Source organism: Streptomyces sp. NPDC045678, assembly GCF_056432085.1.
Genome location: NZ_JBWKJS010000008.1, coordinates 424,438 through 447,698 on the forward strand (window position 1 = coordinate 424,438; position 23,261 = coordinate 447,698).

General features: G+C 71.7%; 21 protein-coding genes. 9 read left to right on the top strand and 12 right to left on the bottom strand.

Translation table 11 applies throughout. From position 1 onward, the window contains the following. The 5 genes from AC07DO_RS28575 (at position 1) to AC07DO_RS28595 (ending at position 5,417) form a co-directional block, all read left to right on the top strand. Positions 1-1,098, top strand: coding sequence for a zinc-dependent alcohol dehydrogenase (locus AC07DO_RS28575; RefSeq protein ID WP_479063573.1), 1,098 nt, complete (start codon positions 1-3; stop codon positions 1,096-1,098). A gap of 129 nt (positions 1,099-1,227) precedes the next feature. Continuing rightward, a complete protein-coding gene (locus tag AC07DO_RS28580; RefSeq protein WP_479063574.1) occupies positions 1,228-2,013 on the top strand; it encodes an SDR family oxidoreductase in 786 nt (261 codons plus the stop codon). 30 nt (positions 2,014-2,043) lie between these two features. Beyond that, positions 2,044-3,150: a VOC family protein gene (locus AC07DO_RS28585; protein WP_479063575.1), complete on the top strand. Its 1,107-nt coding sequence runs from the start codon at positions 2,044-2,046 to the stop codon at positions 3,148-3,150. Between the two features lie 52 nt (positions 3,151-3,202). Next, a complete protein-coding gene (locus AC07DO_RS28590; RefSeq protein ID WP_479063576.1) occupies positions 3,203-4,213 on the top strand; it encodes a ketoacyl-ACP synthase III family protein in 1,011 nt (336 codons plus the stop codon). 58 nt (positions 4,214-4,271) lie between these two features. Beyond that, entirely contained in the window at positions 4,272-5,417 is a 1,146-nt protein-coding gene (locus AC07DO_RS28595; RefSeq protein ID WP_479063577.1) for a transaldolase family protein, read from the top strand. Between the two features lie 33 nt (positions 5,418-5,450). Here the strand turns inward: AC07DO_RS28595 and AC07DO_RS28600 are convergent, their stop codons facing one another. Then, a complete protein-coding gene (locus AC07DO_RS28600) occupies positions 5,451-6,869 on the bottom strand; it encodes an MFS transporter (protein WP_479063578.1) in 1,419 nt (472 codons plus the stop codon). A 360-nt stretch (positions 6,870-7,229) separates the two neighbouring features. Between AC07DO_RS28600 and AC07DO_RS28605 the strand changes: the two genes are divergently transcribed. Further along, entirely contained in the window at positions 7,230-8,117 is an 888-nt protein-coding gene (locus AC07DO_RS28605) for a helix-turn-helix transcriptional regulator (protein ID WP_479063579.1), read from the top strand. A gap of 25 nt (positions 8,118-8,142) precedes the next feature. On the opposite strand, the gene AC07DO_RS28610 is transcribed toward AC07DO_RS28605, so the two are convergent. Both AC07DO_RS28610 and AC07DO_RS28615 read right to left on the bottom strand, forming a co-directional pair. After that, positions 8,143-9,717, bottom strand: a complete 1,575-nt coding sequence (locus AC07DO_RS28610; protein WP_479063580.1) for an alpha/beta hydrolase — start codon at positions 9,715-9,717, stop codon at positions 8,143-8,145. 107 nt (positions 9,718-9,824) lie between these two features. Further along, positions 9,825-11,105 (bottom strand): acetyl-CoA C-acetyltransferase, encoded by a 1,281-nt coding sequence (locus AC07DO_RS28615; protein ID WP_479063581.1) that lies wholly within the window; start codon positions 11,103-11,105, stop codon positions 9,825-9,827. A gap of 72 nt (positions 11,106-11,177) precedes the next feature. Here AC07DO_RS28615 and AC07DO_RS28620 point away from each other — a divergent pair, with 72 nt between their 5' ends. Further along, positions 11,178-12,494, top strand: a complete 1,317-nt coding sequence (locus AC07DO_RS28620; RefSeq protein WP_479063582.1) for a 3-oxoacyl-ACP reductase — start codon at positions 11,178-11,180, stop codon at positions 12,492-12,494. Between the two features lie 1,055 nt (positions 12,495-13,549). Further along, a complete protein-coding gene (locus AC07DO_RS28625) occupies positions 13,550-14,419 on the top strand; it encodes a MaoC family dehydratase (protein WP_479063583.1) in 870 nt (289 codons plus the stop codon). Here the strand turns inward: AC07DO_RS28625 and AC07DO_RS28630 are convergent. From AC07DO_RS28630 to AC07DO_RS28655, 6 genes are all read right to left on the bottom strand, one after another. Next, positions 14,382-15,065: a TetR/AcrR family transcriptional regulator gene (locus tag AC07DO_RS28630; RefSeq protein WP_479063658.1), complete on the bottom strand. Its 684-nt coding sequence runs from the start codon at positions 15,063-15,065 to the stop codon at positions 14,382-14,384. The two genes, AC07DO_RS28625 and AC07DO_RS28630, sit on opposite strands and share 38 nt — an antisense overlap. Positions 15,066-15,347: 282 nt before the next feature. Continuing rightward, positions 15,348-16,766: a dicarboxylate/amino acid:cation symporter gene (locus AC07DO_RS28635; protein WP_479063584.1), complete on the bottom strand. Its 1,419-nt coding sequence runs from the start codon at positions 16,764-16,766 to the stop codon at positions 15,348-15,350. A 437-nt stretch (positions 16,767-17,203) separates the two neighbouring features. Continuing rightward, positions 17,204-17,509, bottom strand: a complete 306-nt coding sequence (locus AC07DO_RS28640) for a DUF4229 domain-containing protein (protein ID WP_150185575.1) — start codon at positions 17,507-17,509, stop codon at positions 17,204-17,206. A gap of 106 nt (positions 17,510-17,615) precedes the next feature. Continuing rightward, positions 17,616-18,140 carry an N-acetyltransferase family protein gene (locus AC07DO_RS28645; protein ID WP_479063585.1) on the bottom strand — a complete coding sequence of 175 codons (525 nt, stop codon included), beginning with the start codon at positions 18,138-18,140 and terminating at the stop codon, positions 17,616-17,618. Positions 18,141-18,151: 11 nt separating this feature from the next. Continuing rightward, entirely contained in the window at positions 18,152-19,315 is a 1,164-nt protein-coding gene (gene mqnE, locus AC07DO_RS28650) for an aminofutalosine synthase MqnE (RefSeq protein WP_479063586.1), read from the bottom strand. 100 nt (positions 19,316-19,415) lie between these two features. Next, on the bottom strand, positions 19,416-19,871 hold the full coding sequence (locus tag AC07DO_RS28655) for an Lrp/AsnC family transcriptional regulator (protein ID WP_365367564.1): 456 nt from the start codon (positions 19,869-19,871) through the stop codon (positions 19,416-19,418). Positions 19,872-20,004: 133 nt separating this feature from the next. Between AC07DO_RS28655 and AC07DO_RS28660 the strand changes: the two genes are divergently transcribed. Beyond that, a complete protein-coding gene (locus AC07DO_RS28660; RefSeq protein WP_479063662.1) occupies positions 20,005-20,127 on the top strand; it encodes a hypothetical protein in 123 nt (40 codons plus the stop codon). On the opposite strand, the gene AC07DO_RS28665 is transcribed toward AC07DO_RS28660, so the two are convergent. The 3 genes from AC07DO_RS28665 to AC07DO_RS28675 are packed head-to-tail and all read right to left on the bottom strand — an operon-like array spanning position 20,124 to position 23,183. Continuing rightward, complete coding sequence (locus AC07DO_RS28665; RefSeq protein WP_479063587.1) at positions 20,124-20,798, bottom strand: UbiX family flavin prenyltransferase; 675 nt, start codon at positions 20,796-20,798, stop codon at positions 20,124-20,126. The two genes, AC07DO_RS28660 and AC07DO_RS28665, sit on opposite strands and share 4 nt — an antisense overlap. Positions 20,799-20,823: 25 nt before the next feature. Continuing rightward, entirely contained in the window at positions 20,824-21,726 is a 903-nt protein-coding gene (mqnP, locus tag AC07DO_RS28670; protein ID WP_479063588.1) for a menaquinone biosynthesis prenyltransferase MqnP, read from the bottom strand. After that, positions 21,723-23,183 (bottom strand): menaquinone biosynthesis decarboxylase, encoded by a 1,461-nt coding sequence (locus AC07DO_RS28675; protein ID WP_479063589.1) that lies wholly within the window; start codon positions 23,181-23,183, stop codon positions 21,723-21,725. Before AC07DO_RS28675 ends, mqnP begins: the two co-directional genes overlap by 4 nt. Positions 23,184-23,261 lie beyond the last annotated feature (78 nt).

Below are 23,261 nucleotides of genomic sequence, written 5' to 3' on the forward strand. Positions count from 1 at the left end.
TTGGCTGAACACCACGAAAAAGTGCTGCCGCCCACGGACGACCTGCTGTGCGGCCGCTGGCCGAACGGCTCCATGAAGGCCGCCGCGGTCATGGACGTCAACAAGGTCGGCCAGGTGGAGGTGGAGATACCGGGCCCCGAGCTCGGCTATGTCCTGGTGGCCCCCACGACGGTCGGCATCTGCGGCACGGACCTCGAACTCCTGCACGGCACCGCCAGTTACGTGCGGGACGGCAGGGCCACCATGCCCCACGTGTTCGGCCACGAGTGGGTCGGACGTGTGGTGGCGATCGCCGGGAACTGCCAGTACTCGCGGCAGCTGGAGATCGGCGACCGCGTCGTCGGGCAGACCATGCTCTCCTGCGGGGGCTGCCGGGCCTGCCAGCGCGGCCACCGCAACGAGTGCTCGCAGCTCAAGGAGGTCGGCCTCTACGGACAGCAGGGCGCGGCCGCGGAGTTCATCAGGCTCCCCGCCCAGTCCCTGACGAAGGTCCCGCCGGGCGTCGACGACTTCGCCGCGGCGCTCGCGGAACCCGCGGTCACGGTGCTCGCGGCACTGGACAAGGTCGGGGTCTTCCCCGGAGAGCGCGTCCTCGTCTTCGGCACCGGCACGATGGGCCTGCTCGCCGTGCAGATGGCGCGCCGCGTCGCGGGCACGGTCGACGTGGTCGGCATCGACGACGCGGGCATCGGCGCCGCGCTGCGCATGGGGGCGGAACACGCCTTCCTGCCCGGTGAGGCGCGCGACGGCGACTACGACGTCGTCATCGAGGCGTCCGGCGCGGTGCCGGCGCTCCTCGAAGCGCTGCGGGTCGCCGACGTCGGAGGCCGGATCGCGGCGGTCGGCGTGCCCAGCGACCCGCTGCCGGCCGTCGACGCCTCGGAGCTGGTGCTGCGCGGCGTCACCATGACCGGCGTACGGCACGGGCTCGACTACTACGAGCGCGCGCTGCGGCTCTTCGCCGAGGGCGTCCTGTCGGCGAAGGGCATGATCGCCGACGTCTTCGAGCTGGCCGACGTCGACAAGGCCTTCGAGCTGCTGGAGAGGGGGCGTCGAGCCGCTCCCAAGGTGGCCCTGTCACTGACTCCCCGCCCCTGAAGGGGACGTGGCCGGCAACCGCCCCTGACGCTTCCTTCCCCCGGCTGCGTCAGGGGCTTCCGGCCCCACCCCCTCTCCCCTCCCCCGCATCCCCCTCCCCTCCCCGCACCCCACCAGGAAGGACACCCCATGAACCGCCCCATCGCCGTTGTCACCGGCGCCAGTTCGGGCATCGGCGCGGCCGTGGCCGAGGCCCTCGCAGCGACCGGCCATGACCTCGTCGTCGGCTACGGACGGCAGGCGGACGCCGCCAAGGAGATCGCCGACGGGCTCGCCGTACGGCACGGCGTACGGGCCGAGACCCTCGGGCTCGACCTGACCGACCCCGCGGCCGCGGGCGAGGCCCTGCGGGACCGCGTCGACGCGTTCGGCGGCATCGACGTACTGGTCAACAACGCGGGCCTGAACCGGCGCGCCTCGGTCGTCGAGGAGACCCTCCAGGACTGGCAGCGGATCCTCGACGTCAACCTGACCAGCCCGTTCCGGCTGAGCCAGGTCGCCGCCGCGCGCATGATCGCGCAGGGCCGCGGCGGCCGCATCATCAACATCACCAGCATCCACGAGCACATCCCGATCGGGGAGGGCAGCACCTACTGCGCCGCCAAGGGCGGCCTCGGCGCGCTCACCAAGGCCATGGCGCTCGACCTGGCCGGACACGGCATCACGGTCAACGCCGTGGCACCCGGCGAGACCGCCACCCCGATGAACAACGTGCCGGCCGGCCTGGACGCCGCCCGCATCGCCCGCCCCGCCATCCCGGCGGGCCGCCCCGGCCGCCCGGACGAGGTCGCCGCCCTCGTCGCCCACCTGGCATCGCCCGCCGCCGCCTACACCACGGGCACGTCGACCCTCGTCGACGGCGGCATGGCCCTCTCCGCGGCCGTCGCCAACGCCGCCCACGCCGGCACGGTCTGACCCCGGCCGCCCACAACCCTGGAGCAGAACATGTCACCCACCGCCTCGACGGAGACCCGGGCCACCGCGGACACCCTCTCCATCCCCACCGCCCGCAACGTCGACCACTACGCCTACACCGTCGCGGACCTGGACGCGGCCGTGGACTTCTGCACCACGGTGCTCGGCGCCGACGTCCTCTACCGGCTCGGCCCGGTCGAGGAGCCGGACAGCGACTGGATGGCGCGCCAGCTCGGCGTCCACCCGCGGGCCAGCACGCACATCGCGATGCTGCGTCTGGGACCGGACAGCAACCTGGAGCTGTTCCAGTACACCGCACCCGAACAGCGCACGCGGGCACCGGAGTTCACCGACGTCGGCGGACACCACATCGGCATCCACGTGAGCGACCTCGACGTGGCGCTCGCCAAGGCCGAACGCTCCCCCCACGTCCGTGTCCTGGGCGAGCCGCAGACCGACACGAGCGGCCCGACGGCGGGCAACCGCTGGATCCACCTGCTCACCGGCTGGGGCATGCGCCTCGAACTCCGCGAACTGGCCACCGAGTTGCCGTACGAGAAGGAGACCGAGGCGCGCGTCTACCGCCCCGCGGGCGACTGGCCGCGCGGCCTGCCCGGCGCCCTCGGCATCGGCCACGTCGGCTACTCGGTGGCCGACCTGGACGAGGCCGTCGCCTTCTTCACCGGCCCGATGGGCGGCGAACTCGCCTACCGCACCACCGAATCGGTGGACGCGCCGACAGCGCTCCGCCAGTACGCGGTCCCCGCCCCCTTCCGCAAGGACACCGCGGCGATCCGCCTCGGTCCGGTCACCACCGTCGAACTCAGCAGCTACGAGATCGAGGGCCGCCGCACGGAACGCCCGCGCAACAGCGACGTGGGCGGCCACCACCTGGCGTTCTTCGTCGACGACGTCGCACGCGCCGCCGCGTGGCTCGCGGCGACGGACGGCGCCGAGGTGCTCGGCGAACCGCAGCTCATCGAGGACGGCGGCCCGATCCACGGCGACCGCTGGGTCTACTTCCGCGGCGTCGGCGGATTCCAGCTGGAGGTACTCAACATGCCGCCCGGCATGCCGTACGAGCGGCACACCGCGGCCCGCCGGTTCGGCCCGAGCCCGCGGTGGACCAACCGCTGACCGGCGCGGCGGACAAGCAGCGGCGTACAAGCAACAGAAAGGGGTGGGGGGAATGCGCTGGACCGACATCTACGTGGAGAGCGCGGCCGCCGAGTTCGGGGAGCTGCAGACCGGCCAGGAGGCGGTGGACCTCGGTCTGCTGCCCGCCGAGGAGATCGAGCGGAGCGCGCAGCGCTCCGTGTCGGTGAGCGACGGGCGCAGCGCGCCCGAACTCGCTGTCGCCGCGGGCCGCACGGCGCTCGCCCGCAGCGGCCGGAACGCGCGGGACGTGGGACTGCTCATCCACGCGGACTGCTGGTACCAGGGCCTGGAGTTCTGGAACACGGCCGCGTACGTCCAGGACCAGGTGCTCGGCCACGGCGACTGTGTGTCGTACGAGCTGCGCCAGATGTCCAACGGCGGGATGAGCGCCCTGGAGAACGCGGCGGCGCGGCTCACCGCGATCCCCGCCACGCGGGCCGCGCTGGTCACCACGGGCGACCGCTTCGCGGACCCGGCGTTCCCCCGCTGGAGCACCGACCGGGGCCTCGCGTTCGGCGACGCGGGGACGGCCGTCGTCCTGTCCCGCACGCCCGGAGCGCTGCGCCTGGTCGCCACGTCGTCGTACTCGCAGCCGATGCTGGAAGGCCTGCACCGAGGGGACGAACCGTTCCTGCCGAGCGGCAGCGAGACGGGTCCGCTCGACCTGGTGGCGCGCAAGAAGGGATTCCTGCGCGATCACTCGCAGGACGAGATCACGACGCGCAACGAGACGGGCATGATGTCCGCCGTCAAGACGTGCCTCGCGGAGGCCGACGCGGACATCCACGAGATGACGGCCGTGGTCGTCCCGTTCTTCGGCGCCCGGCTCTCCCGGCTCCAGTGTCTGGCCCCGCTCGGCATCCAGCCCGAGGTGACGCTGCAGGAGTTCGGCCTGACGGTCGGCCACCTGGGCGCAGGCGACCAGGCGGCGGGCGTGGCGAAGCTCCTGGAGGACGACACGCTGAAGAGCGGCGACCGGGTGCTGCTCGTGGGGGTGGGCGCGGGCTTCAGCTGGACCTGCGCGGTCCTGGAACGGAGCTGACTCCGGTGACGCATGTGACGGCATTCGACGCGAGGGATACGAGGAGAGGGTGGGGCCGATGAATCACGCCTGGAAGCGATTGCGGGCCGAAGGCGTCGACGTATGGATCGACGTGTCCGCCGGCGCCGAGGGCGCGGCGCGCGAAATCCGCCGCGCGCTCGCGCAGGGCGAGGTGGCGGGGGCCCGCATGGGCGAGGTGGCGGAGGCCGGCACGGGCGAGGTGGCGGGGGCCGGCACGGGCGAGGTGGCGGGGGCCGGCACGGGCGCCCCGCAGGACGGTCCCGCGACCGGCCGCACCCCGGCCGCCGAGATCAGACGGGCCTGCGACCAGCTCCTCCCCCGCCACCGGACGAGCGGCGGCACCACCGGCCTGGTCTCCGTCCCCCTCCCCGTCCCTGTCTCCGTCCCCGTCCCCGCGGGGCCGATGGCCGATGCCGCCGCCTGGTCCGCGCGGGCCCGCACGCTGCGCGACGAGATCGACCGCCCCAACCTCGTCGTACGCCTCCCCGCCGAGGCGGCCGACACGGCGACCCTGCGGGCCCTGTTCGCGCTGGACGTCGCCGTGGAGGTGTCCGGGGTGTGCTCCCCGCGCCGGTACGGCCAGGTGGCCACCGCACTCCTGACGGCGCTGGACGGTTCACCCCGCACACCCTCCACCCCCTCCTACCTCTCCTTCGACGTGACCGGCGTCGAACGCCACGTCGACGCCCGCCTGGACCTCATCGGCTCCGACGAGGCCAAGGCGCTCCGCGGCCGCGCCGGTCTGGCGTGCGCCCGCCTCGCGCACCGCACGCACGAGATGACGTTCTCCTCGGCACGCTGGGGAGCGCTCGCCGCCGCGGGCACCCCGGAGCCGAAGCTGCTGTGGGTGACGGGCGGCGCCTCCCCGTACCGCTCGGCCCACTACGTACAGGAACTGGTGACCAGGGGCACGGCCACGGCGATGCGCCCGGCCGCGGCACAGGCGCTGGCGGAGGCGGGCACGGTGAGCGGCGACCGGGTGTGGCGGCACTACGCCGACGCGGAACGGACGTTGGCGTACTTGAACTGGTTCGGCATCTCGGTGGAGACGGTGGCGGCGGGCACACAGAACGCACCGCGGCGGCTCGCGGAAGCGGCGGCACCCCGCGACGACAAGCCCCACCCGGCCGTCCGCCCGCACCGCGGGGCGCACCAGGCCCACCGGCGGCTGACCCCGGCGTGAGCCGGAGCCGGCGGGGCCGGGGCGCGGGCGCGATCAGTCCCGCGGAAGCAGCCGGGCGGCGAGGGCGGTCGTGGCGCAGAGGACAAGCCCCGCGACGACGAGCCCGACACGCATCCCGGAGAGCGAGAACCCGCCCTCGCCCCCACCCCCCGCGAGCAGCGCACCGAACAGGGCGACGGACATCGCACCGCCCGTCTGGCGAAGGGAGTTGAGAAGCCCGGACGCGGTGCCCGCGCGCTCGCCGGGAACGCTGTCGAGGAGCTGCGCGGTCAGCGCGGGCACGGCGAAGGCGCCGCCGAGCCCGGTGGGCACGAGCAGGACGAGGACGAGCCACGGCGGCGTGTCGGCGGCCAGCGGTACGAGGGCGAACATGGCGAGGGCGAGGACGGCCTGCCCGAGCACGATGACGGGCCGCCGTCCGAACCGTTCGGCGGCGCGGGGCGAGACGAGGTTGGTGCCGGTGATGATCGCCGCGAGCGGCACGAACATCAGCCCGGCCTCGACGCCCGACATGCCGCGCAACTGCTGGTAGTAGAGGCCGAGAAGGAAGGTCACGCCGTAGAACCCGGCGTTCACCGCGAACCCGACGGCGAGGGCGACACCGACGTGCCGCTGCCGCAGCAGGGAGAGCGGAACCATCGGGGCGGGATGCCGCTTCTCGGCACGGTGAAAGGCGACGGCGGCGGCGACAGCCACACCGAACCCCGCCACCACGGGCGCACTGGTCCACCCCATGTGCCCGCCCTCGATGACGGCGAACGCGAGCCCCGCGAGGGCGAGTACGGCCGTCACCTGACCGGCGACGTCGACCGCCGCGGGCCTGCGCGGGGAGCGGGCGACGCGGGCGAGCAGCACGAGGATGAGGGCGCCCACGGGCAGGTTGAGCAGAAACACGGAGCGCCACCCGGCGGTCTCCGTCAGCACGCCCCCGAGAACCGGCCCCACCGCGACGGACACGGAACCGCCCACCGTCCACAGCGCGATGGCCCTGGCCCGACGACGTGGGTCGTCGTAGGCCTGCCGGATCAGCGAGAGCGAGGCGGGCATCACGATCGCGGCACCGGCGCCCTGCGCGACGCGGGCGGCGATCAGCGCACCGATGCCGGGCGCGAGGGCGCAGCCGAGCGAGGCCAGCGTGAAGACCCCCACCCCCAGCGCGTACGCCCCCCGCGCCCCGGCCCGGTCGGCGAGCGCCCCGGCGGACAGCATCAACGCGGCGAACATCAACGTGTACGCGTCCACGACCCACTGCAGCCCCGCCATGCCCCCGTGCAGGGTGGCGCGGACATCGGGCAGCGCGATGTTCACGGCGGTGACGTCGATGGTGATGACGGCGAACCCGAGAAGGGCGGCGCCGAGGGCGAGGGAGGGCGACGGCGAGGGTGAGGGGGCGCGGCGAACCCCGACGGCCGGGGCGGGCCGGGGATCGCGGACGGGACTGGAAACGACCATGAGACAAAGCTCCTGCGCTGCGACTACGGACGGACGGACGGTCGGGAGGCACCGTCGCGGAGCGACGGAGAGGTGAACCTCGCGGATCGCAGGGCAACGGGCGGGCGGGTGGGAAGGCCCGTCGCGGAGCGACGGAGAGGTGAACCTCGCGGATCGCAGGGCAACGGGCGGGCGGGTGGGGAAAACCGTCGCGGAGCGACGGAGACACGTCGCGGAGCGACGAAGAACCCGCCGCGGAGCGGCTGAGCACCACTCTCCGCCCAAGCCCCACGCAGTGGCAGGCCCCAACCACCCCCGCCCCCACGTTCCTGGCCCTGACACGGCCCCCCAAGTCCGATCACCACCAGGGACAATGACCGGATGACGACCACCACAGGCAGGGCACCGGGCACCCGGAACAACACCGCCACGGCCGCCGGCCCCGGCCCCGGCACGGAACTGGGCCGCTACCTCCGCGCCCGCCGCGCCAGGGTGACCCCCACCGAAGCGGGCCTCCCCGCGGGAGCGGGGTTCCGCCGCACCCCGGGCCTCCGCCGCGAGGAGCTGGCCACCCTCGCGGGGGTGAGCGTCGACTACTACACCCGTCTGGAACGCGGCCGCGAGACGAACCCCTCCCCCGCCGTGATCGACGCCCTCGCCCGCGCCCTGCGCCTCGCGGGCGACTCCCACGAGCGCCTGCGCGACCTCGCGGAGCTGGCCTCGGGCCGCCTCACGGAGCCGCACCCCACGGCCGACCACACGGTCCGCGACTCCACCCTGCGCACACTGGAGGCGCTGGCCCCGCTCCCCGCGTACGTGGTGAGCAGGCACAGCTACATGCTGGCCGCCAACGCCCCCGGCAAGGCCCTGCTCCCGGGCCTGTGGGAGTGGCCGGCCGAGCGACGCAACGTACTCCGCTACCTGTTCCTGCACCCCGTGGGCCGCGTCCTGTACCGGCCGTGGGAGGAGACGGTCGCCAGGTCCGTGTCGCACCTGCGCGCGATCGGCGGCACGGACACGGACTCGCCGCAGCTGACGAACCTGGTCGGCGAACTCCTCCTCAAGTCACCGGACTTCGCGCGCATCTGGGAGCGGTACGACGTGTGCGAACGCGGCGGCGGCACGAAGACGTTCGACCACCCGGAGGTCGGCCCGATGACGCTCACGTACGAGGTGATGACGCTGGCGAGGACGGGCGGCCAGCGCATGGTGGTCTACCAGGCCCCGCGGAACACACAGGACGAATCAGCGATGCTGAACCTCACCTGAGGCCCCCGCCCCTCCCTCCTCCCCCTCACTCGCCCGCCCCCTCAGCCGCACAGGACTCCCCGTTCCTGGGCGTCTCCCCGTACAGCAGGAACCCGTTCACCTTGTCCTGCACACACGTGGACCCCAGATAACCGGTGTGCCCGTCCCCCTTGTTGTCGAGGACGACGGCCTGCGAGCCGAGCCGCCGCGCGGTCTCCTCAGCCCACCGGTAGGGCGTGGCCGGGTCGCCGCGCGTGCCGACGAGCAGCAGCTTGGGCGTCTTCACGTCACGTACGTCCTCACGGATGTAACGCGTCCCGGCAGGCCGCCCGAAGCACAGCAGGACGGGCATCAGCATCGACTTGCCGAAGACGGGCGACGCGTCGTCGAACTCCTTCTGCAGCCGGCCGACTTCCTTCTCTATGTGCGCGGCGTCGGGCCGGTCGGGGTCGTCGGCGCAGTTCACGCCCATGAGCGCGGCAGCCATGTTGTCGGCGGGCACGTCCTCGCCCGCCGGCAAACCAGCCACCGGGCCGATCGGCGGAACCCCCGCGTGCGCGAGCCCGCCGCTCATCCGGATCAGCGCCCGAGGATCACCGTCCGCGAGCAGCGCCCCCAGCGCCTGCGAGAGCGCGGGCCACGCCTGCCTGCTGTACAGGGCCTGTCCGAGTACGCCGACGACGTCCTGCCCGGTGAACTCGGCGCCGTCCATGGAGCGCAGCGGCATCTGGTCCATGTCCTTGATGAGCCTGACCATGCCCTTGCGGGCGCTGCGCGAGTCCGTTCCGAAGACGCAGCCCGCGTTCCCGGTGCACCAGGTGAGGAAGTTGTCGAGGGCGGTCTGGCGGCCCTCGGCGGTCACGAGGGACTGCTCGGCGACGGGTTCGGTGAGCGTGTCGACGCCGTCGAGCACCATCCGTCCGACGTTCTTCGGGAACTGCGCGGCGTACACGGCTCCCAGCCGCGTGCCGTACGAGAACCCCAGGTAGTTGAGCTTCTTGTCGCCGAGGGCCTGGCGCATGACGTCCAGGTCGCGGGAGACGTTGACGGTCCCCATGTGCGGCAGGACGGGCCCCGACTTCTTCGCGCACTCCGCGGCGACCTTGCGCATCTCCGCGAGCACGGCGGCCGCGTCGCCCGTTCCGCCGGACGAGGGATCCGTGCTTCGATCCGCGTCGCCGCAGCTGACGGGCTCGCTCAGGCCGACGCCGCGCGGGTCGAAGGAGACGACGTCGTAGTCCTTGCTGAGGAAGCCGAACTCCTTCTGGGCCCCCGCGAGCGCGGAGACGCCGGGTCCGCCGGGACCGCCGAAGTTCAGCAGCAGGGAGCCGCGCGGCTCGCCGCTCGCGCTGGACTTCATCCGGATCATCGCGACGTCGACGTCCCCCGCGTCGGGGTCCGCGTAGTCGAGCGGGACGCTCACGTGCCCGCACCGGATGTCCTTGGCGCCACCCGTGGCCTCCGCCATGGCCTCAGTGTCGCCCTTACAGGTGCCCCATTTGATCTTCTGCGTGTAGTAGCGCGCCAGATCGGGCCGCCCGCCCTCGTCGCCGGCGGCGGCCATGCCCGCTCCCACGACGACCAGCACGGTGACGCCGGCGACTGCACAAGCTCCGCGCACGGCAACCTCCCAGGGTGTGCCCCTCGGCTCACCCTAAGCGCGGCTCCCGCCCCTCGCCCGTCCGGCGCACGCGCGCACTCACCCTCCGTGACGGCCTTCACCCACCGTCACTGCCGCCGCTCCAGGATCGCGGTCACCCCCTGCCCACCCGCCGCACAGATCGAGATGAGCCCGCGCCCGGGCCGCCCCCGCTCGGCGAGCAGCTTGGCCAACGTGGCGACGATCCGTGCCCCGGTGGCCGCGAAGGGGTGCCCGGTCGCGAGCGAGGACCCGGCGACGTTCAGCCGCGCCCGGTCCACCCTGCCGAGCCCTCGCTTCTCCCAGGCGGCGAGCGTGGCGAGCACCTGTGAGGCGAAGGCCTCGTGCACCTCCACGAAGTCGAAGTCCGCCAGTCCGAGCCCGGCGCGCTCCAGCATCCGGGGCACGGCGTGCGCGGGCGCCATCAACAGCCCGTCGTCACCCCCGGCGACGTCTCCGTGCACGAAGTCCACCGCCGCGGTCTCACAGGCGACGAGATGCGCCAGCGGCTCGAGGCCCCGCCCCGCGGCCCACTCGTCACTCCCCAGCAGTACGACGGCCGCGCCGTCCGTCAGCGGAGTGGAGTTCCCCGCGGTCATGGTGGCCCCGCCGCCCGCCACCCCGAACACCGGCTTCAGCTTGGCCAGTTGCTCCACGGTGGACCCGGGCCGCAGGTTCTGATCCCGGGTGAGCCCTTCGTACGGCACGACGAGGTCATCCAGGAACCCCCGCTCGTACGCGGCCGCGAGACGCTGGTGACTGGCCGCCGCGAGCTCGTCCTGCGCCGCCCGCGTGATCCCCCACTCCCGCGCGGTCACGGCGGCGTGCTCGCCCATGGAGAGCCCGGTCCGCGGCTCGGCGTTGCGCGGGATGTCGGGCACGAGGTGCCGCGGCCGTACGCCGCCGAGGGCCCGCAGCCGCCCGCCGACGGACTTGGCGCGCCGGGCCGCGAGCAGCACCCGCCGCAGCTCGTCGTTGACACCGAGCGGCGCGTCGCTCGCCGTGTCGGACCCTCCGGCGATGCCGGACTCGACCTGCCCGAGCATGACCTTGTTGGCGACGGTGACGACGGCCTGGAGCCCGGTACCGCAGGCCTGTTGCAGGTCGTAGGCGGGCGTACGGGAGTCGATGGCGGATCCGAGGACGACCTCCCTGGCGAGGTTGAAGTCCCGGCTGTGCTTGAGCACGGCACCCGCGACGAGCTCACCGACCACGCCCTGCCCCCGGAGGCCGTACCGCTCAACGAGCCCGTCGACCACGGCAGTCAGCATGTCCTGGTTGGACGAGGTGGCGTACGGCCCGTCGGAACGGGCGAACGGTATGCGGGTGCCTCCGAGGACGGCGACGTGGCGCACAGAGGGAAGGCTCATGTCTCGACCAGCTCCTGACCCTTGAGTAACCTTACTCGGAAGTAAATTTACGACCGAGCTGGGAGTTGGACAATGGCCGACCGCTACCTGACCTTCACCGCCACCGGACCCGGCCGCTTCCTCACCCGCCGCCTGGGTCTCCCCCGGCCGACGCAGCTGCGCCGCTGGACCCCCGAACACCCGTCCCTCACCGGCGATTTGCTGCTCCTGTCACTCTCCACGCCCTCCCCCTACGCCACGGACCTGAGCACCCTGCTGACATCGACACCACTGACGCTCACGACAACCACCGCACGCCCCACCGCAGTTGTCGTCGACGCCACGGCCGTCACGGACACGCGGTCGCTCACCGAGGTGTACGCGGCGCTGCACCCCGTGGTCCGCGACGTGACCGACAACGGCCGCGTCCTGATCCTCGGTTCCCCGCCCGACCCCGCGGACCACCACCAGGCGGCGGCCCAGCAGGCCCTGGAGGGTTTCCTCCGTTCCCTCGCCAAGGAACTCAGCCGCGGCCGCACCGCCAACCTCGTGCGCGTCAGCGGCCCGATAGCCACCGCCGAATCGACGCTCCGCTTCCTGCTCTCCCCCAAGTCGGCGTACGTCACCGGCCAGGTCATCGAGACCGGCCCCGCCGAGACCGTGGCCGCCCCGGCCGACCGGGACCGGCCCCTGGCCGGCCGTACCGCCCTCGTCACGGGCGCGGCGCGCGGCATCGGCGCGGCGGTCGCGGAGGTCCTCACCCGCGACGGGGCCCGGGTCACGCTCCTCGACGTACCGTCCGCACGGCCGGACCTGGCCCGCCTGGCCGACCGCCTCGACGGCGGCACGGCGCTCCCCCTCGACATCACGGCGCCCGACGCCGGCGAACGGATCGCCGCGGCGCTGCCCGACGGCCTCGACGTCCTCGTCCACAACGCGGGCATCACGCGGGACCGCAAGCTGGCCAACATGGAGCGGGACCGCTGGACCTCGGTCCTCGACGTCAACCTCACCTCCGTCCTCACCGTCACCGACACGCTCCTCAAGACCGGCACGATCCGGCGCGGGGGCCGCGTCGTCGCCACCGCCTCGATCGCCGGCATCGCGGGCAACGCGGGTCAGACGAACTACGCGGCGAGCAAGGCGGGGATCGTCGGGCTCGTACGGTCGCTCGGGCCCCGGGCGCTCGCGGAGCACGGGGTGACGGTGAACGCGGTGGCGCCGGGCTTCATCGAGACGCGGATGACGGCGGCGGTTCCTCTCCTCATCCGCGAAGCGGGCCGCCGCATGAACTCCCTCTCCCAAGGGGGCCTCCCCGTCGACGTCGCCGAGACGACCTCCTGGCTGGCCCAGGGAGGCCTCAACGCCCAGACGGTCCGAGTCTGCGCCCAAAGCCTGCTCGGCGCGTGACCCTCCCCCCACACCGCTCCGCGCGGGCAGACCCCCCACCCCCACCGCCCCGCGGCGAAAGCTCCCCACCCACCCACCCGTTCACCCCGCACCGCCCCGCCCGAGTAGGAGCACCACCCCCGCCGCTCCGCGGCGGATGCTCCCCACCCACCCACCCGCTTACCCCGCGACGCCCAGCAGAAGTAGGGGCGGGTGGGCGGGCGGGGGCTCGCAGTACCCACCCGGGGGGGAACTCAACACCCACCGGCCGACCGGAGGCGGCCACGCCCTACCTCCCACCGGACGAGGCTGGCCACACCCCACCGGACGAAAGCGGTCGCACCCCACACCCCACCCGACAGGACCGGTCACACCCCACCCGACTGGCGTGGCCACACCCCGCACCCCCACCGGACGGGAGCGACCTCACCCCACACCCCACCCGACGGAGGCAGTCGCACCCCACACCCTCACCGGACGGGGGGGCCACGCCCCGCACCCCCACCGGACGGGGGTGGCCGCACCACCGCACCCCACAGGACGGAGACAGTCGCGCCCCACACCGTCACCGGACGGGAGCGGCCTCACCACCGCACCCCACAGGACGGAGACAGTCGCGCCCCACACCGTCACCGGACGGGAGCGGCCTCACCCCACACTCCACCCGACGGAGGCGGCCACGCCCCGCATCCCCACCGGACGGGAGCGGCCTCACCCCGCACCCCACCCGACGGAGGCAGTCACACGCACCCCGCACCCTCACCGGACGGGAGCGGCCTCACCCCACACTCCACCCGACGGAGGCGGCCGCACCCCGCGCTCCCGCCGGGGCCGCAGCCGCGAGCGCGCCCGAGGGGACGTGGGGGTATGTGCGCACGGAGCACCGAGCACACCACCCCGGCCAGGAATGTCCGACGCGGCGCAGGGATGGCGAGTACGCACATACCCCCGCGGCCCCGCCCCACAGACGGACAACAGGCGACCTGCCACCACCGGACCGCACCCGCCCCCCGGCCCGCCCTCCCCCCACAGACGCAGAACCACCACACCGCACCGACCCCCACCGGAAGGACACCATGCCCGCCCTGGCCCTCCTCCGAGCCGTCCTCAGGCACAACCGTCCCGCCCCCGACCCATCAACCCCGCCACCCCCGACCCGCCTCACCACCACCCGCACCCCGGACCCCACCCACCTGGCCGCCTACCAGCGCGTCTGCGGATTCAAGCCGGCCCCGGACACCCTCCCCCTCACCTACCCCCACGTCCTCGCCTTCCCGCTCAGCATGCGGCTCATGACCGCGCGAGACTTCCCGCTCCCCCTGCTCGGCCTCGTGCACACCAGCATCGAGATAGACCAGTACCGGACCATCGGTCCCGCGGAAGCGCTCCACCTCACCGTCCGCACCACCGCACTCACCCCCCACCGCCGCGGCACAGAAGCCACCCTCCTCACCGAGGCCGCATCCACCGACGGCGAGCTCCTCTGGCACTCCCGCAGCACCTATCTGGCCCGCCACAAAACCCCAGGAACACCCGGCACCTCACAGAACACCGCGCCCGCGCCCACACCCGCACCCGCACCCGGCAAGAAGTGGGACCTGCACGCCGGCCTAGGCCGCCGCTACGCCGCCGTCAGCGGCGACCGCAACCCCATCCACCTGCACGCCCTCACCGCCCGCCCCTTCGGCTTCCCCCGAGCGATCGCCCACGGCATGTGGACCGCGGCCCGCTGCCTGGCGGAACAGGAGCCGACACGGGGAACCCCCACGCCCATCCCCACCCACACCCCCACCCACACCCACACCCACATCGACTTCAAGGCGCCCGTCCCCCTCCCCTCCACCGTGACCTACTCCACCCCCACGCCCCACACCTTCGAACTCCGCAGTCCACAGGGCAAGCTGCACCTCACAGGGACGACGGGACCCAGCGACGTCCTTCCATGAGTCCCCCGAGCCCCGCCCACGCGAAGTTCATGAGCGTCGCCGCCGCCTCCTTGGCGGAGACGGAGCCCTCCGCATTGGCCCAGCCCGCAAGGGACTCCGCCGCGCCCACCAGCGCCTGCGCGAGACCGGCGACCTCCCGCTCGGGAAGGGACGGGTCACCGTGGGCGGCCCGTGCCGCTTCCGCGATCAGCGTCGTGACGAACGAGACGATCTCCTCCCGCATCGCGGCGACCTCCGCCGCGAACGGCTCGCCCTGCGTCCGCGCCTGACTGTGCAGCACGGCCCACCCGTCGGGCCGCTCCGCGGTGTGCGTGAAGAACGCCCGCAGCCCGTCCCACAGTTGCCGATCGGCAGGCACGGCAGGCACGGCAGGCCCAGCGGAGCCATCCTCAGCCCCCCGCACCGCCCCCGGAACCGCGCCCCGAGGCCCCGCCCCCTGCCGCACCGCAGCGACCAGCGCCGCCGCCTCCCGCCGGATGCACGCGCTGAAGAGCTCTTCCTTGGAGTTCAGGTACAGGTACACGAGCGGCTTGGAGACACCGGCGAGTTCCGCGATCTCGTCCATGGACGCGGCCCGGTACCCCCGCTGCCCGAACGTCCGCACCGCCGCGTCCAGCATCTGCTGCTCACGTACAGCCCGCGGCATCCTCGTCTGCTTCGGCAACTTCGTCTGCTTCGGCTGCTTCGGCTGCTTCGGCAACTTCGGCTGCTTCACCTCTATCGGCTGCTTCTGCCGCCGCCGCTTCTCGCCCACCCCGGCCCCCGCCTTCCCACGCTGTCCGTTCACACGTCAGCGTACGGTCAACGGGCACCGGCCCACGATTAACGGAATCCAGCCACAGAAACGGCAGAACCCCACTCCGGAATGGTTCCGGGGTGGGGTTCCAGTGCATCGGACCGCCTCACACAGCCGTCTCACACAGCTGCCTCACACAGCCGCAGGCACCGCCCGCGACGACCGCGCGTCCTCAGCCGAGTCCGCAGAGTCCGCCGAGTCCGTCGAGCCAGCCGAGTCCGCAGCGTCGAACTCCTCCAGCGAAGACGCCGACGCCCGCTCGTACGCCTCGCGGTCGAGGATCTTCTCGCGGGCCGCGACGACGACCGGGACCAGCGCCTGGCCGGCGACGTTCGTCGCGGTGCGCATCATGTCGAGGACCGGGTCGATGGCGAGGAGCAGGCCGACGCCCTCCATCGGGAGGCCGAGGGTCGACAGGGTCAGCGTCAGCATGACCGTGGCGCCGGTCAGACCCGCCGTCGCGGCCGAGCCGACGACGGAGACGAACGCGATGAGCAGGTACTCCTTGATGCCCAGGTTCACGTCGAAGATCTGCGCGACGAAGATCGCGGCGATCGACGGGTAGATCGCGGCGCAGCCGTCCATCTTGGTCGTGGCGCCGAAGGGCACGGCGAAGGACGTGTACTCCTTCGGGACGCCGAGGCGCTCGGTGACCTTCTGGGTGATCGGCATGGTGCCGACCGAGGAGCGGGAGACGAAGGCCAGCTGGATCGCGGGCCAGGCGCCCTTGAAGAACTGGAGCGGGTTGACCTTGGCGACGAACGCGAGGAGCAGCGGGTAGACGCCGAAGAGGACCAGCGCGCAGCCGATGTAGATGTCGGCGGTGAACGTCGCGTACTTGCTGATGAGGTTCCAGCCGTAGTCCGCGATGGCGAAGCCGATGAGGCCGATCGTGCCGATCGGGGAGAGCTTGATGACCCACCACAGGGCCTTCTGGAGGAGGGCGAGAACCGACTCGCTCAGCTCCAGGATCGGCTGCGCCTTGTCGCCGATCTTCAGCACGGCGATGCCGGCGACGGCGGCCATGAAGACGATCTGGAGGACGTTCAGCTCGGTGAAGGGCGTGATGACGTCCTTCGGGATGATCCCGGTCAGGAAGTCGATCCAGGAGCCCGCGTGGTCGGGGGCCTTGCCGTCCTTCGGGGTGAGGCCGGTGCCGGAGCCGGGGTTGGTGAGCAGGCCGATGGCGAGGCCGATGGCGACCGCGATCAGCGACGTGATCATGAACCAGAGCAGTGTGCGGGTGGCCAGCCGTGCGGCGTTGTTGACCTTACGCAGGTTGGTGATCGACACCAGGATGGCGAAGAAGACGAGCGGGGCGACCGCGAGCTTCAGCAGGCCGATGAAGGTGTCGCCGACCTTGGAGAGAGTCGTGACCAGCCAGGAGATGTCCTGGCTGCGGGCGAGCCAGCCGAGCAGGACGCCCAGCACGAGGCCGCCGAGGATCTGCGCCCAGAAGGGGATCTTGAGGAACTTGGGTATCCGGAAGCCGGACTGGGGCTTCTCGGTCTGGCCGGCCTTGTCGGCGGGCGTCGCGGATTTCGCGGACACGGACACACTCCGGTGAGGAAAGTCAGGGGGAGGGGGACGTACGGGAGCGGCGACCGCGAAGGGTCAGCGGCGCCACTGCAGCGGGGGTCACGTTCAGATGTGACAGGCCGCGGACATGCAGCGGCAGAGGTCGACATGCAGGCGCGCCACGAGCGGGACGCTCATGGCGTTGTGGTGCGCTGCTGTCTTCATGTCGAATACGTTAACACTCGTGCTTTGAGAACATCAAAGGTCTTGTTTGAGGTAAGAGAAGGGGCTCCCCCCGCTCGGGCCCTGCCCCACCCACCTCAACCCGCCTCAACCCGCCTCAACCCGGCCCGCCTCGACCCGCCTCAACCCGGCCCGCAACGCGGGGAACCCCGCCCCGCAACGCACGGAACCCCGGCCCCGGAGCGACACGCTCCGGAACCGGGGTCCCCAAAAGTATGTGACGAAGCTTACGAACCCTGCGCCTGCGCCCGCGCCCGCGCCACGTCGTCCGCCTCGTCCTCCTGGCTGCGGTTCGCCTCCAGGTTCGCCTTGGCGCGGTCCACGCGCGCCACGACCGTCTCCGAGGCGCGGTCCCGCTCCTTGCGGAGGACCACGAAGCTGATCGGCGCGGAGATGACCAGCGCGAGCAGCAGCACCCAGAGCAGGTTCGACTCACCGAGGCCCCGCGGCAGGATCTCGGAGTAGACGAGGCCCCAGACGACCAAGAAGCAACCCACGAAGATCCCGAGGCGCATCAGCGTGTAGCGGAGCATGTCAATCCACTCTTCCGTTCCGAAATGGGCCCGAGTAGGACGAGCCTCTCCAGTGAAGCACGGAGAACTCCGCCCCCGGCAAGGGGGGCGCCCCAATAGCCGGGCCCTACCGAAGCTGCCTCAGGAGCATGATGTCGTCGCGGTCGTCGCCCGGCGCGACGCGTATGGCGCCGGGCACCCGCCCGACCTCCTTGTAGCCGCAGGACGCGTAGAAATGCTCCAGGCCGGTGCCGCCGCGGCAGGTGAGCCGGATCGCGTCCGTGCCCTCCAGCGTGCGGGCCGCGTCCTCGACGGCCGCCATCAGGTCGCGGCCGTACCCCTTGCCCTGGTGCCGGGGGTGGACCATGACCGTGTAGAGCCATATCCAGTGCCGCATGAGGCGGTGCGTGTTGTGGGTGAGGAACGCCGTCGCGGCGACGGCGCCGTCCTCGTCGTACCCCACGAGGAGCCGTGTCCGGCCCTCGCTCATCGCGGCGAGGTGCCGGACGAACTCGGGGCGTATCTCCTCGGGCGTCGTGGGCGGCACGAAGCCGACGGCCCCGCCGGCGTTGGTGACGTCCGCCCACAGGGCGAGGACGCCGTCGCGCAGCGCGGGGTCGACCGGCGGATCCAGCCGGAAAGCGAGCGACACGAACAGCTCCCTCAGACCCGCATGGCCTGCGGCGTCTCCCGGAGGAGCGGGTCGGGACCCTCGTACTCCCGGATCGCCTCGTACCGCGTGTTCCGCTCGACCGGGCGGAACCCGGCCTCGCGGATCAGGTCGAGGAGGTCCTCGCGGGTCAGCTTGTTCGGGGTGCCGAAGTTGTCCGCGTCGTGCGTGATCTTGTACTCGACGACCGAGCCGTCCATGTCGTCCGCGCCGTGCTGCAGGGCGAGCTGCGTGGTCTGGAGGCCGTGCATGACCCAGAAGACCTTGACGTGCGGAACGTTGTCGAACAGCAGACGCGACACCGCGAAGGTCTTCAACGCCTCCGCGCCGGACGCCATCGTGGTGCGCGCCTGGAGGCGGTTCCTGACCTTGCCGTCCTGCATGTCGACGAAGTCGTGCTGGTAGCGCAGCGGGATGAAGACCTGGAAGCCGCCGGTCTCGTCCTGGAGCTCACGCAGGCGCAGGACGTGGTCGACGCGGTGGCGCCGCTCCTCGATGTGGCCGTACAGCATCGTGCTCGGGGTCTTGAGACCCTTCTCGTGCGCGAGGCGGTGGATGCGCGACCAGTCCTCCCAGTGGGTGCGGTGGTCGACGATGTGCTGCCGGACCTCCCAGTCGAAGATCTCCGCGCCGCCGCCGGTCAGCGACTCCAGGCCCGCCTCGATCAGCTCGTCGAGGATCTCGGAGGCGGGCATCCCCGAGATCGTCTCGAAGTGGTGGATCTCGGTGGCGGTGAAGGCCTTCAGGGAGACGTTCGGGAGGGCCTTCTTCAGCTCGCTCAGCGACCGCGGGTAGTAGCGCCACGGCAGGTTCGGGTGCAGGCCGTTGACGATGTGCAGCTCGGTGAGGTTCTCGCCCTCCATCGCCTTGGCGAGGCGGACGGCCTCCTCGATGCGCATCGTGTACGCGTCCTTCTCGCCCGGCTTGCGCTGGAACGAGCAGTACGCGCAGGACGCGGTGCACACGTTCGTCATGTTGAGGTGGCGGTTGACGTTGAAGTGCACGACGTCACCGTTCTTGCGGGTGCGCACCTCGTGGGCGAGCCCGCCGAGCCAGGCCAGGTCGTCCGACTCGTAGAGCGCGATGCCGTCCTCGCGGGACAACCGCTCCCCGGCTCGGACCTTGTCTTCCAGATCGCGCTTGAGCCCTGCGTCCATGCCTCGCCCTTACCTCTCCCTGCGACCCGCCACCACCGACGGCGACCTGCGACAAACTCCCGCAACGGTACTCCCCCGCCCTCCGGGCGGGAGGTGCCCCCTACGCCTCTTCCGGAAGCTCCCCGACCCGGTTCTCCCACTTGGTGGAGAGCACGATGGTCGTCCGCGTGCGGGAGACGCCCCGCGTGCCGCTGAGCCTGCGGATCGTCTTCTCCAGGCCGTCCACGTCGCTGGCCCTGACCTTGAGCATGTAGGAGTCGTCGCCCGCGATGAACCAGCAGTCCTCGATCTCGTGCAGGTCCTTCAGGCGCCGTGCCACGTCCTCGTGGTCGGCGGCGTCGGAGAGCGAGATGCCGATGAGGGCGATGACGCCGAGGCCGAGCGAGGCGGAGTCGACGGTCGCGCGGTAACCCGTGATGACACCGGCCGCCTCCAGGCGGTTGATCCGGTCCGTGACACTGGGCCCGGAGAGGCCGACGAGCCGGCCGAGTTCGGCGTACGACGCCCGTCCGTTCTCCCGCAAAGCCTGGATGAGCTGCCTGTCCACGGCGTCCATAGGTGCGATGCCTTTCATTATTCAGCGATACCGCGAGTCTATGTGTAGAATCTAAGGCGTAACAGGGGCTAGACCCTGTGAATCTTTCTCAATCTCAGCAGATCAACGACGATCCTTCAGGAGTGAGTCACCCGTGTACTCGATCGAGATGGCCTACGCCCGCATGCGCGAGCTCCAGGACCTGGCCAACCGCTCGCGTGCCCACAAGACCGCCGCGCCCAAGGCCCGCACGAAGCGCGCCGCCAAGAAGCGCTAACCCCCCTGGGAGCCGGAGCCCAGCTCTCCCTCCCACCGGCGGTACAGGCTGTGCGGCACACGCGCCGCGTCCAGCACCCGCCCGGCGACGAAGTCCACCAGATCCTGGATGTGCGTCGCCCCCGCGTAGAACGCCGGAGAGGCGGGCAGCACGATCGCGCCCGCCTCGTCCAGGCTCACCAGGTGCTTCAGCGTCTGTCCGTTCAGCGGCGTCTCGCGTACGCAGACCACGAGCCGTCGGCCTTCCTTCAGCGTCACGCTCGCCGACCGCTGCAACAGGTCCTTCGAGAGCCCCAGCGCCACCCCGGCCACGCACGCCGTGGACGCCGGCACGATCAGCATCCCCTTCGTCGCGTACGACCCCGAGGAAGGCCCCGCCGCCAGGTCACCGGCCGACCAGTACTGCACGTCGGACACGTCCGGGTCGAACACCCCCGGCTTGCCGTCCGCGCCGCGCCCCAGCCACTGCCGCAGATCGTCCCGCCAGTGCGCGTCCCGGAAGGCGATCCCCGTCTCGTCGAGCAGCGTCAGCCGCGACGCCCGGGACACGACGAGGTCCACGCTCTCCCCCGCCGCGAGCAGCGCACGCAGCACAGCGGCGGCGTACGGAGTGCCCGAGGCACCCGACACCCCCACGATCCAAGGCCTACGCTGTGTATCTCCTGCGTTCACGCTATGAAGCCTATCGCCGGGCTCATCAGACGGTGAGGCCGCGTACGAGCAGATCCAGCAGCGCGCACGCGAACAGGGCGATGCCGATGAATCCGTTCACCTGGAAGAAGGCACGGTTCAGGCGGGACAGGTCGTGCGGCCGCACGATCGAGTGCTCGTAGACGAACGCTCCGGCGACGACCGCGAGGCCGAGCCAGAAGAACGCGCCCGCGTCGGTGGACGCCGCGTACCAGACGAAGAGCGCCGTCGTCACCAGGTGGCAGGCGCGCGCACCCCAGATCGCGGCCGGGATGCCGAACCGCGCGGGCACCGACTTCACGCCGACCTCGCGGTCCGTCTCCACGTCCTGACAGGCGTAGATCAGGTCGAAGCCGCCGATCCAGACGCCGACCGCGAGCCCGAGGATCACGGCCTGGCCCGACCACTCACCGGTGATCGCGATCCACGCGCCGACCGGGCCCATCGCCTGGGCCAGGCCGAGGATCGCCTGCGGGAAGTTCGTGAACCGCTTGCCGTACGGATAGACGACCATCGGGACCACCGCGACGGGCGCGAGCGCCAGACAGAGCGGGTTGAGCAGCGCGGCCGACACGAGGAACACGGCGAGCGCGATCAGCGCGCCCGTCCACGCCGACTTCACCGACACCGCGCCCGTGACGAGCTCGCGGTGGGCGGTGCGCGGATTGCGGGCGTCGATCTCGCGGTCGATGATCCGGTTCGCCGCCATGGCGAACGTCCGCAGCCCCACCATGCACACCGTCACCAGGAGCAGCCGCCCCCAGTGGATGTTCTCGTCCAGCCGGAACATCGCGGTCAGCGCGGCGATGTACGCGAACGGCAGCGCGAACACGGAGTGCTCGATCATCACGAGCCGAAGAAATGCCTTGGTGCGCCCCGGCTGCGGGATCGCGGCTGATGCTGAACTCACGAGAGTCCGTACTCCTTCCAGCGACGGTCGACCTTCGCCGCGACGGACGGGTCGGACTCGACCATGTCCGGCCAGCCGCCGTCGCGTACGTAGCCCTCCTCGGGCAGCTTCTTCGTCGCGTCGATGCCTGCCTTGCCGCCCCAGAACTGCTGGTAGGAGGCGTGGTCGAGGTGGTCGACGGGACCCTCGACGACCGTGAGGTCGCGGGCGTAGTCCGTGTTGCCGAGCGCGCGCCAGGACACCTCGTGCAGATCGTGCACGTCACAGTCCTTGTCCACGACGACGATCAGCTTCGTCAGGGACATCATGTGCGCGCCCCAGATCGCGTGCATGACCTTCTGCGCGTGCTTCGGGTACTTCTTGTCGATCGAGACGATGGCGCAGTTGTGGAAGCCGCCCGACTCCGGAAGGTGGTAGTCCACGATGTCCGGGACGATCACCTTGAGCAGGGGCAGGAAGAAGCGCTCCGTCGCGCGGCCCAGCGGGCCGTCCTCCGTCGGCGGGCGGCCGACCACGATGGACTGGAGCAGCGGCCGCTTCCGCATCGTCACGCAGTCGATCTTCAGCGCGGGGAAGGGCTCCTGCGGGGTGTAGAAGCCGGTGTGGTCGCCGAAGGGGCCCTCCGGGAGCATCTCGCCCGGCTCCAGCCAGCCCTCGATGACGACCTCGGCGTGCGCGGGCACCTGGAGCGGCACCGTCTTGCAGTCGACCATCTCGACGCGCTTGCCCTGGATGAACCCGGCCAGCATGTACTCGTCCATGTCACCGGGCAGCGGCGCCGTGGAGGCGTACGTCACGGCGGGCGGGCAGCCGAAGGCGATGGCGACCGGCAGCTTCTCGCCCCTGCGGGCGGCCACCTGGTAGTGGTTGCGGCTGTCCTTGTGGATCTGCCAGTGCATGCCGATGGTGCGCTTGTCGTGGCGCTGCAGGCGGTACAGGCCGAGGTTGCGGACGCCGGTGTCGGGGTCCTTGGTGTGGGTCAGGCCCAGGTTGAAGAAGGAGCCGCCGTCCTCGGGCCACGTGAACAGCGCGGGCAGCCGCTCCAGGTCCACGTCGTCCCCGGTGAGGACCACTTCCTGGACGGGCGCGCTGTCGGACTTCACCTTCTTCGGCGGTACGTGCGCCATCGCGCCGAGCTTCCCGAACGCCTCGCGCACCCCGACGAAACCGTGCGGCAGCTCCGGCTTGAGCAGGCCGCCGATCTTGTCGCTGATCTCGTTGTACGACTTCAGGCCGAGCGCCTTCAGGAGGCGGCGGTCCGTCCCGTACACGTTCATCGCCAGGGGCATCGCGGAGCCCTTGACGTTCTCGAAGAGGAGCGCGGGGCCGCCGGCCTTCTGCACCCGGTCGACGATCTCACCGACCTCCAGGTACGGGTCGACCTCGGCCTTGATGCGCTTGAGATCGCCCTCGCGGTCCAGTGCCCGGAGCAGGGAGCGAAGATCGTCGTAAGCCATGCGTTCCAGTATCCGGCACCGGTTACCCTGGCCCCGTCACCGGGGGCACGCACGCCTCCCGCCGCAACCGCTTGGGGG

Bases quoted from the DNA above. Each gene is read 5' to 3' on its own strand.
- AC07DO_RS28580 (WP_479063574.1), top strand. From the start codon at position 1,228: ATGAACCGCCCCATCGCCGTTGTCACCGGCGCCAGTTCGGGCATCGGC.
- AC07DO_RS28590 (WP_479063576.1), top strand. From the start codon at position 3,203: ATGCGCTGGACCGACATCTACGTGGAGAGCGCGGCCGCCGAGTTCGGG.
- AC07DO_RS28655 (WP_365367564.1), bottom strand. From the start codon at position 19,871: ATGGACGCCGTGGACAGGCAGCTCATCCAGGCTTTGCGGGAGAACGGA.
- AC07DO_RS28625 (WP_479063583.1), top strand. From the start codon at position 13,550: ATGCCCGCCCTGGCCCTCCTCCGAGCCGTCCTCAGGCACAACCGTCCC.
- AC07DO_RS28615 (WP_479063581.1), bottom strand. From the start codon at position 11,105: ATGAGCCTTCCCTCTGTGCGCCACGTCGCCGTCCTCGGAGGCACCCGC.
- AC07DO_RS28640 (WP_150185575.1), bottom strand. From the start codon at position 17,509: ATGCTCCGCTACACGCTGATGCGCCTCGGGATCTTCGTGGGTTGCTTC.
- AC07DO_RS28675 (WP_479063589.1), bottom strand. From the start codon at position 23,183: ATGGCTTACGACGATCTTCGCTCCCTGCTCCGGGCACTGGACCGCGAG.
- AC07DO_RS28620 (WP_479063582.1), top strand. From the start codon at position 11,178: ATGGCCGACCGCTACCTGACCTTCACCGCCACCGGACCCGGCCGCTTC.
- AC07DO_RS28600 (WP_479063578.1), bottom strand. From the start codon at position 6,869: ATGGTCGTTTCCAGTCCCGTCCGCGATCCCCGGCCCGCCCCGGCCGTC.
- AC07DO_RS28605 (WP_479063579.1), top strand. From the start codon at position 7,230: ATGACGACCACCACAGGCAGGGCACCGGGCACCCGGAACAACACCGCC.
- mqnE (WP_479063586.1), bottom strand. From the start codon at position 19,315: ATGGACGCAGGGCTCAAGCGCGATCTGGAAGACAAGGTCCGAGCCGGG.
- AC07DO_RS28585 (WP_479063575.1), top strand. From the start codon at position 2,044: ATGTCACCCACCGCCTCGACGGAGACCCGGGCCACCGCGGACACCCTC.
- AC07DO_RS28595 (WP_479063577.1), top strand. From the start codon at position 4,272: ATGAATCACGCCTGGAAGCGATTGCGGGCCGAAGGCGTCGACGTATGG.
- AC07DO_RS28630 (WP_479063658.1), bottom strand. From the start codon at position 15,065: ATGCCGCGGGCTGTACGTGAGCAGCAGATGCTGGACGCGGCGGTGCGG.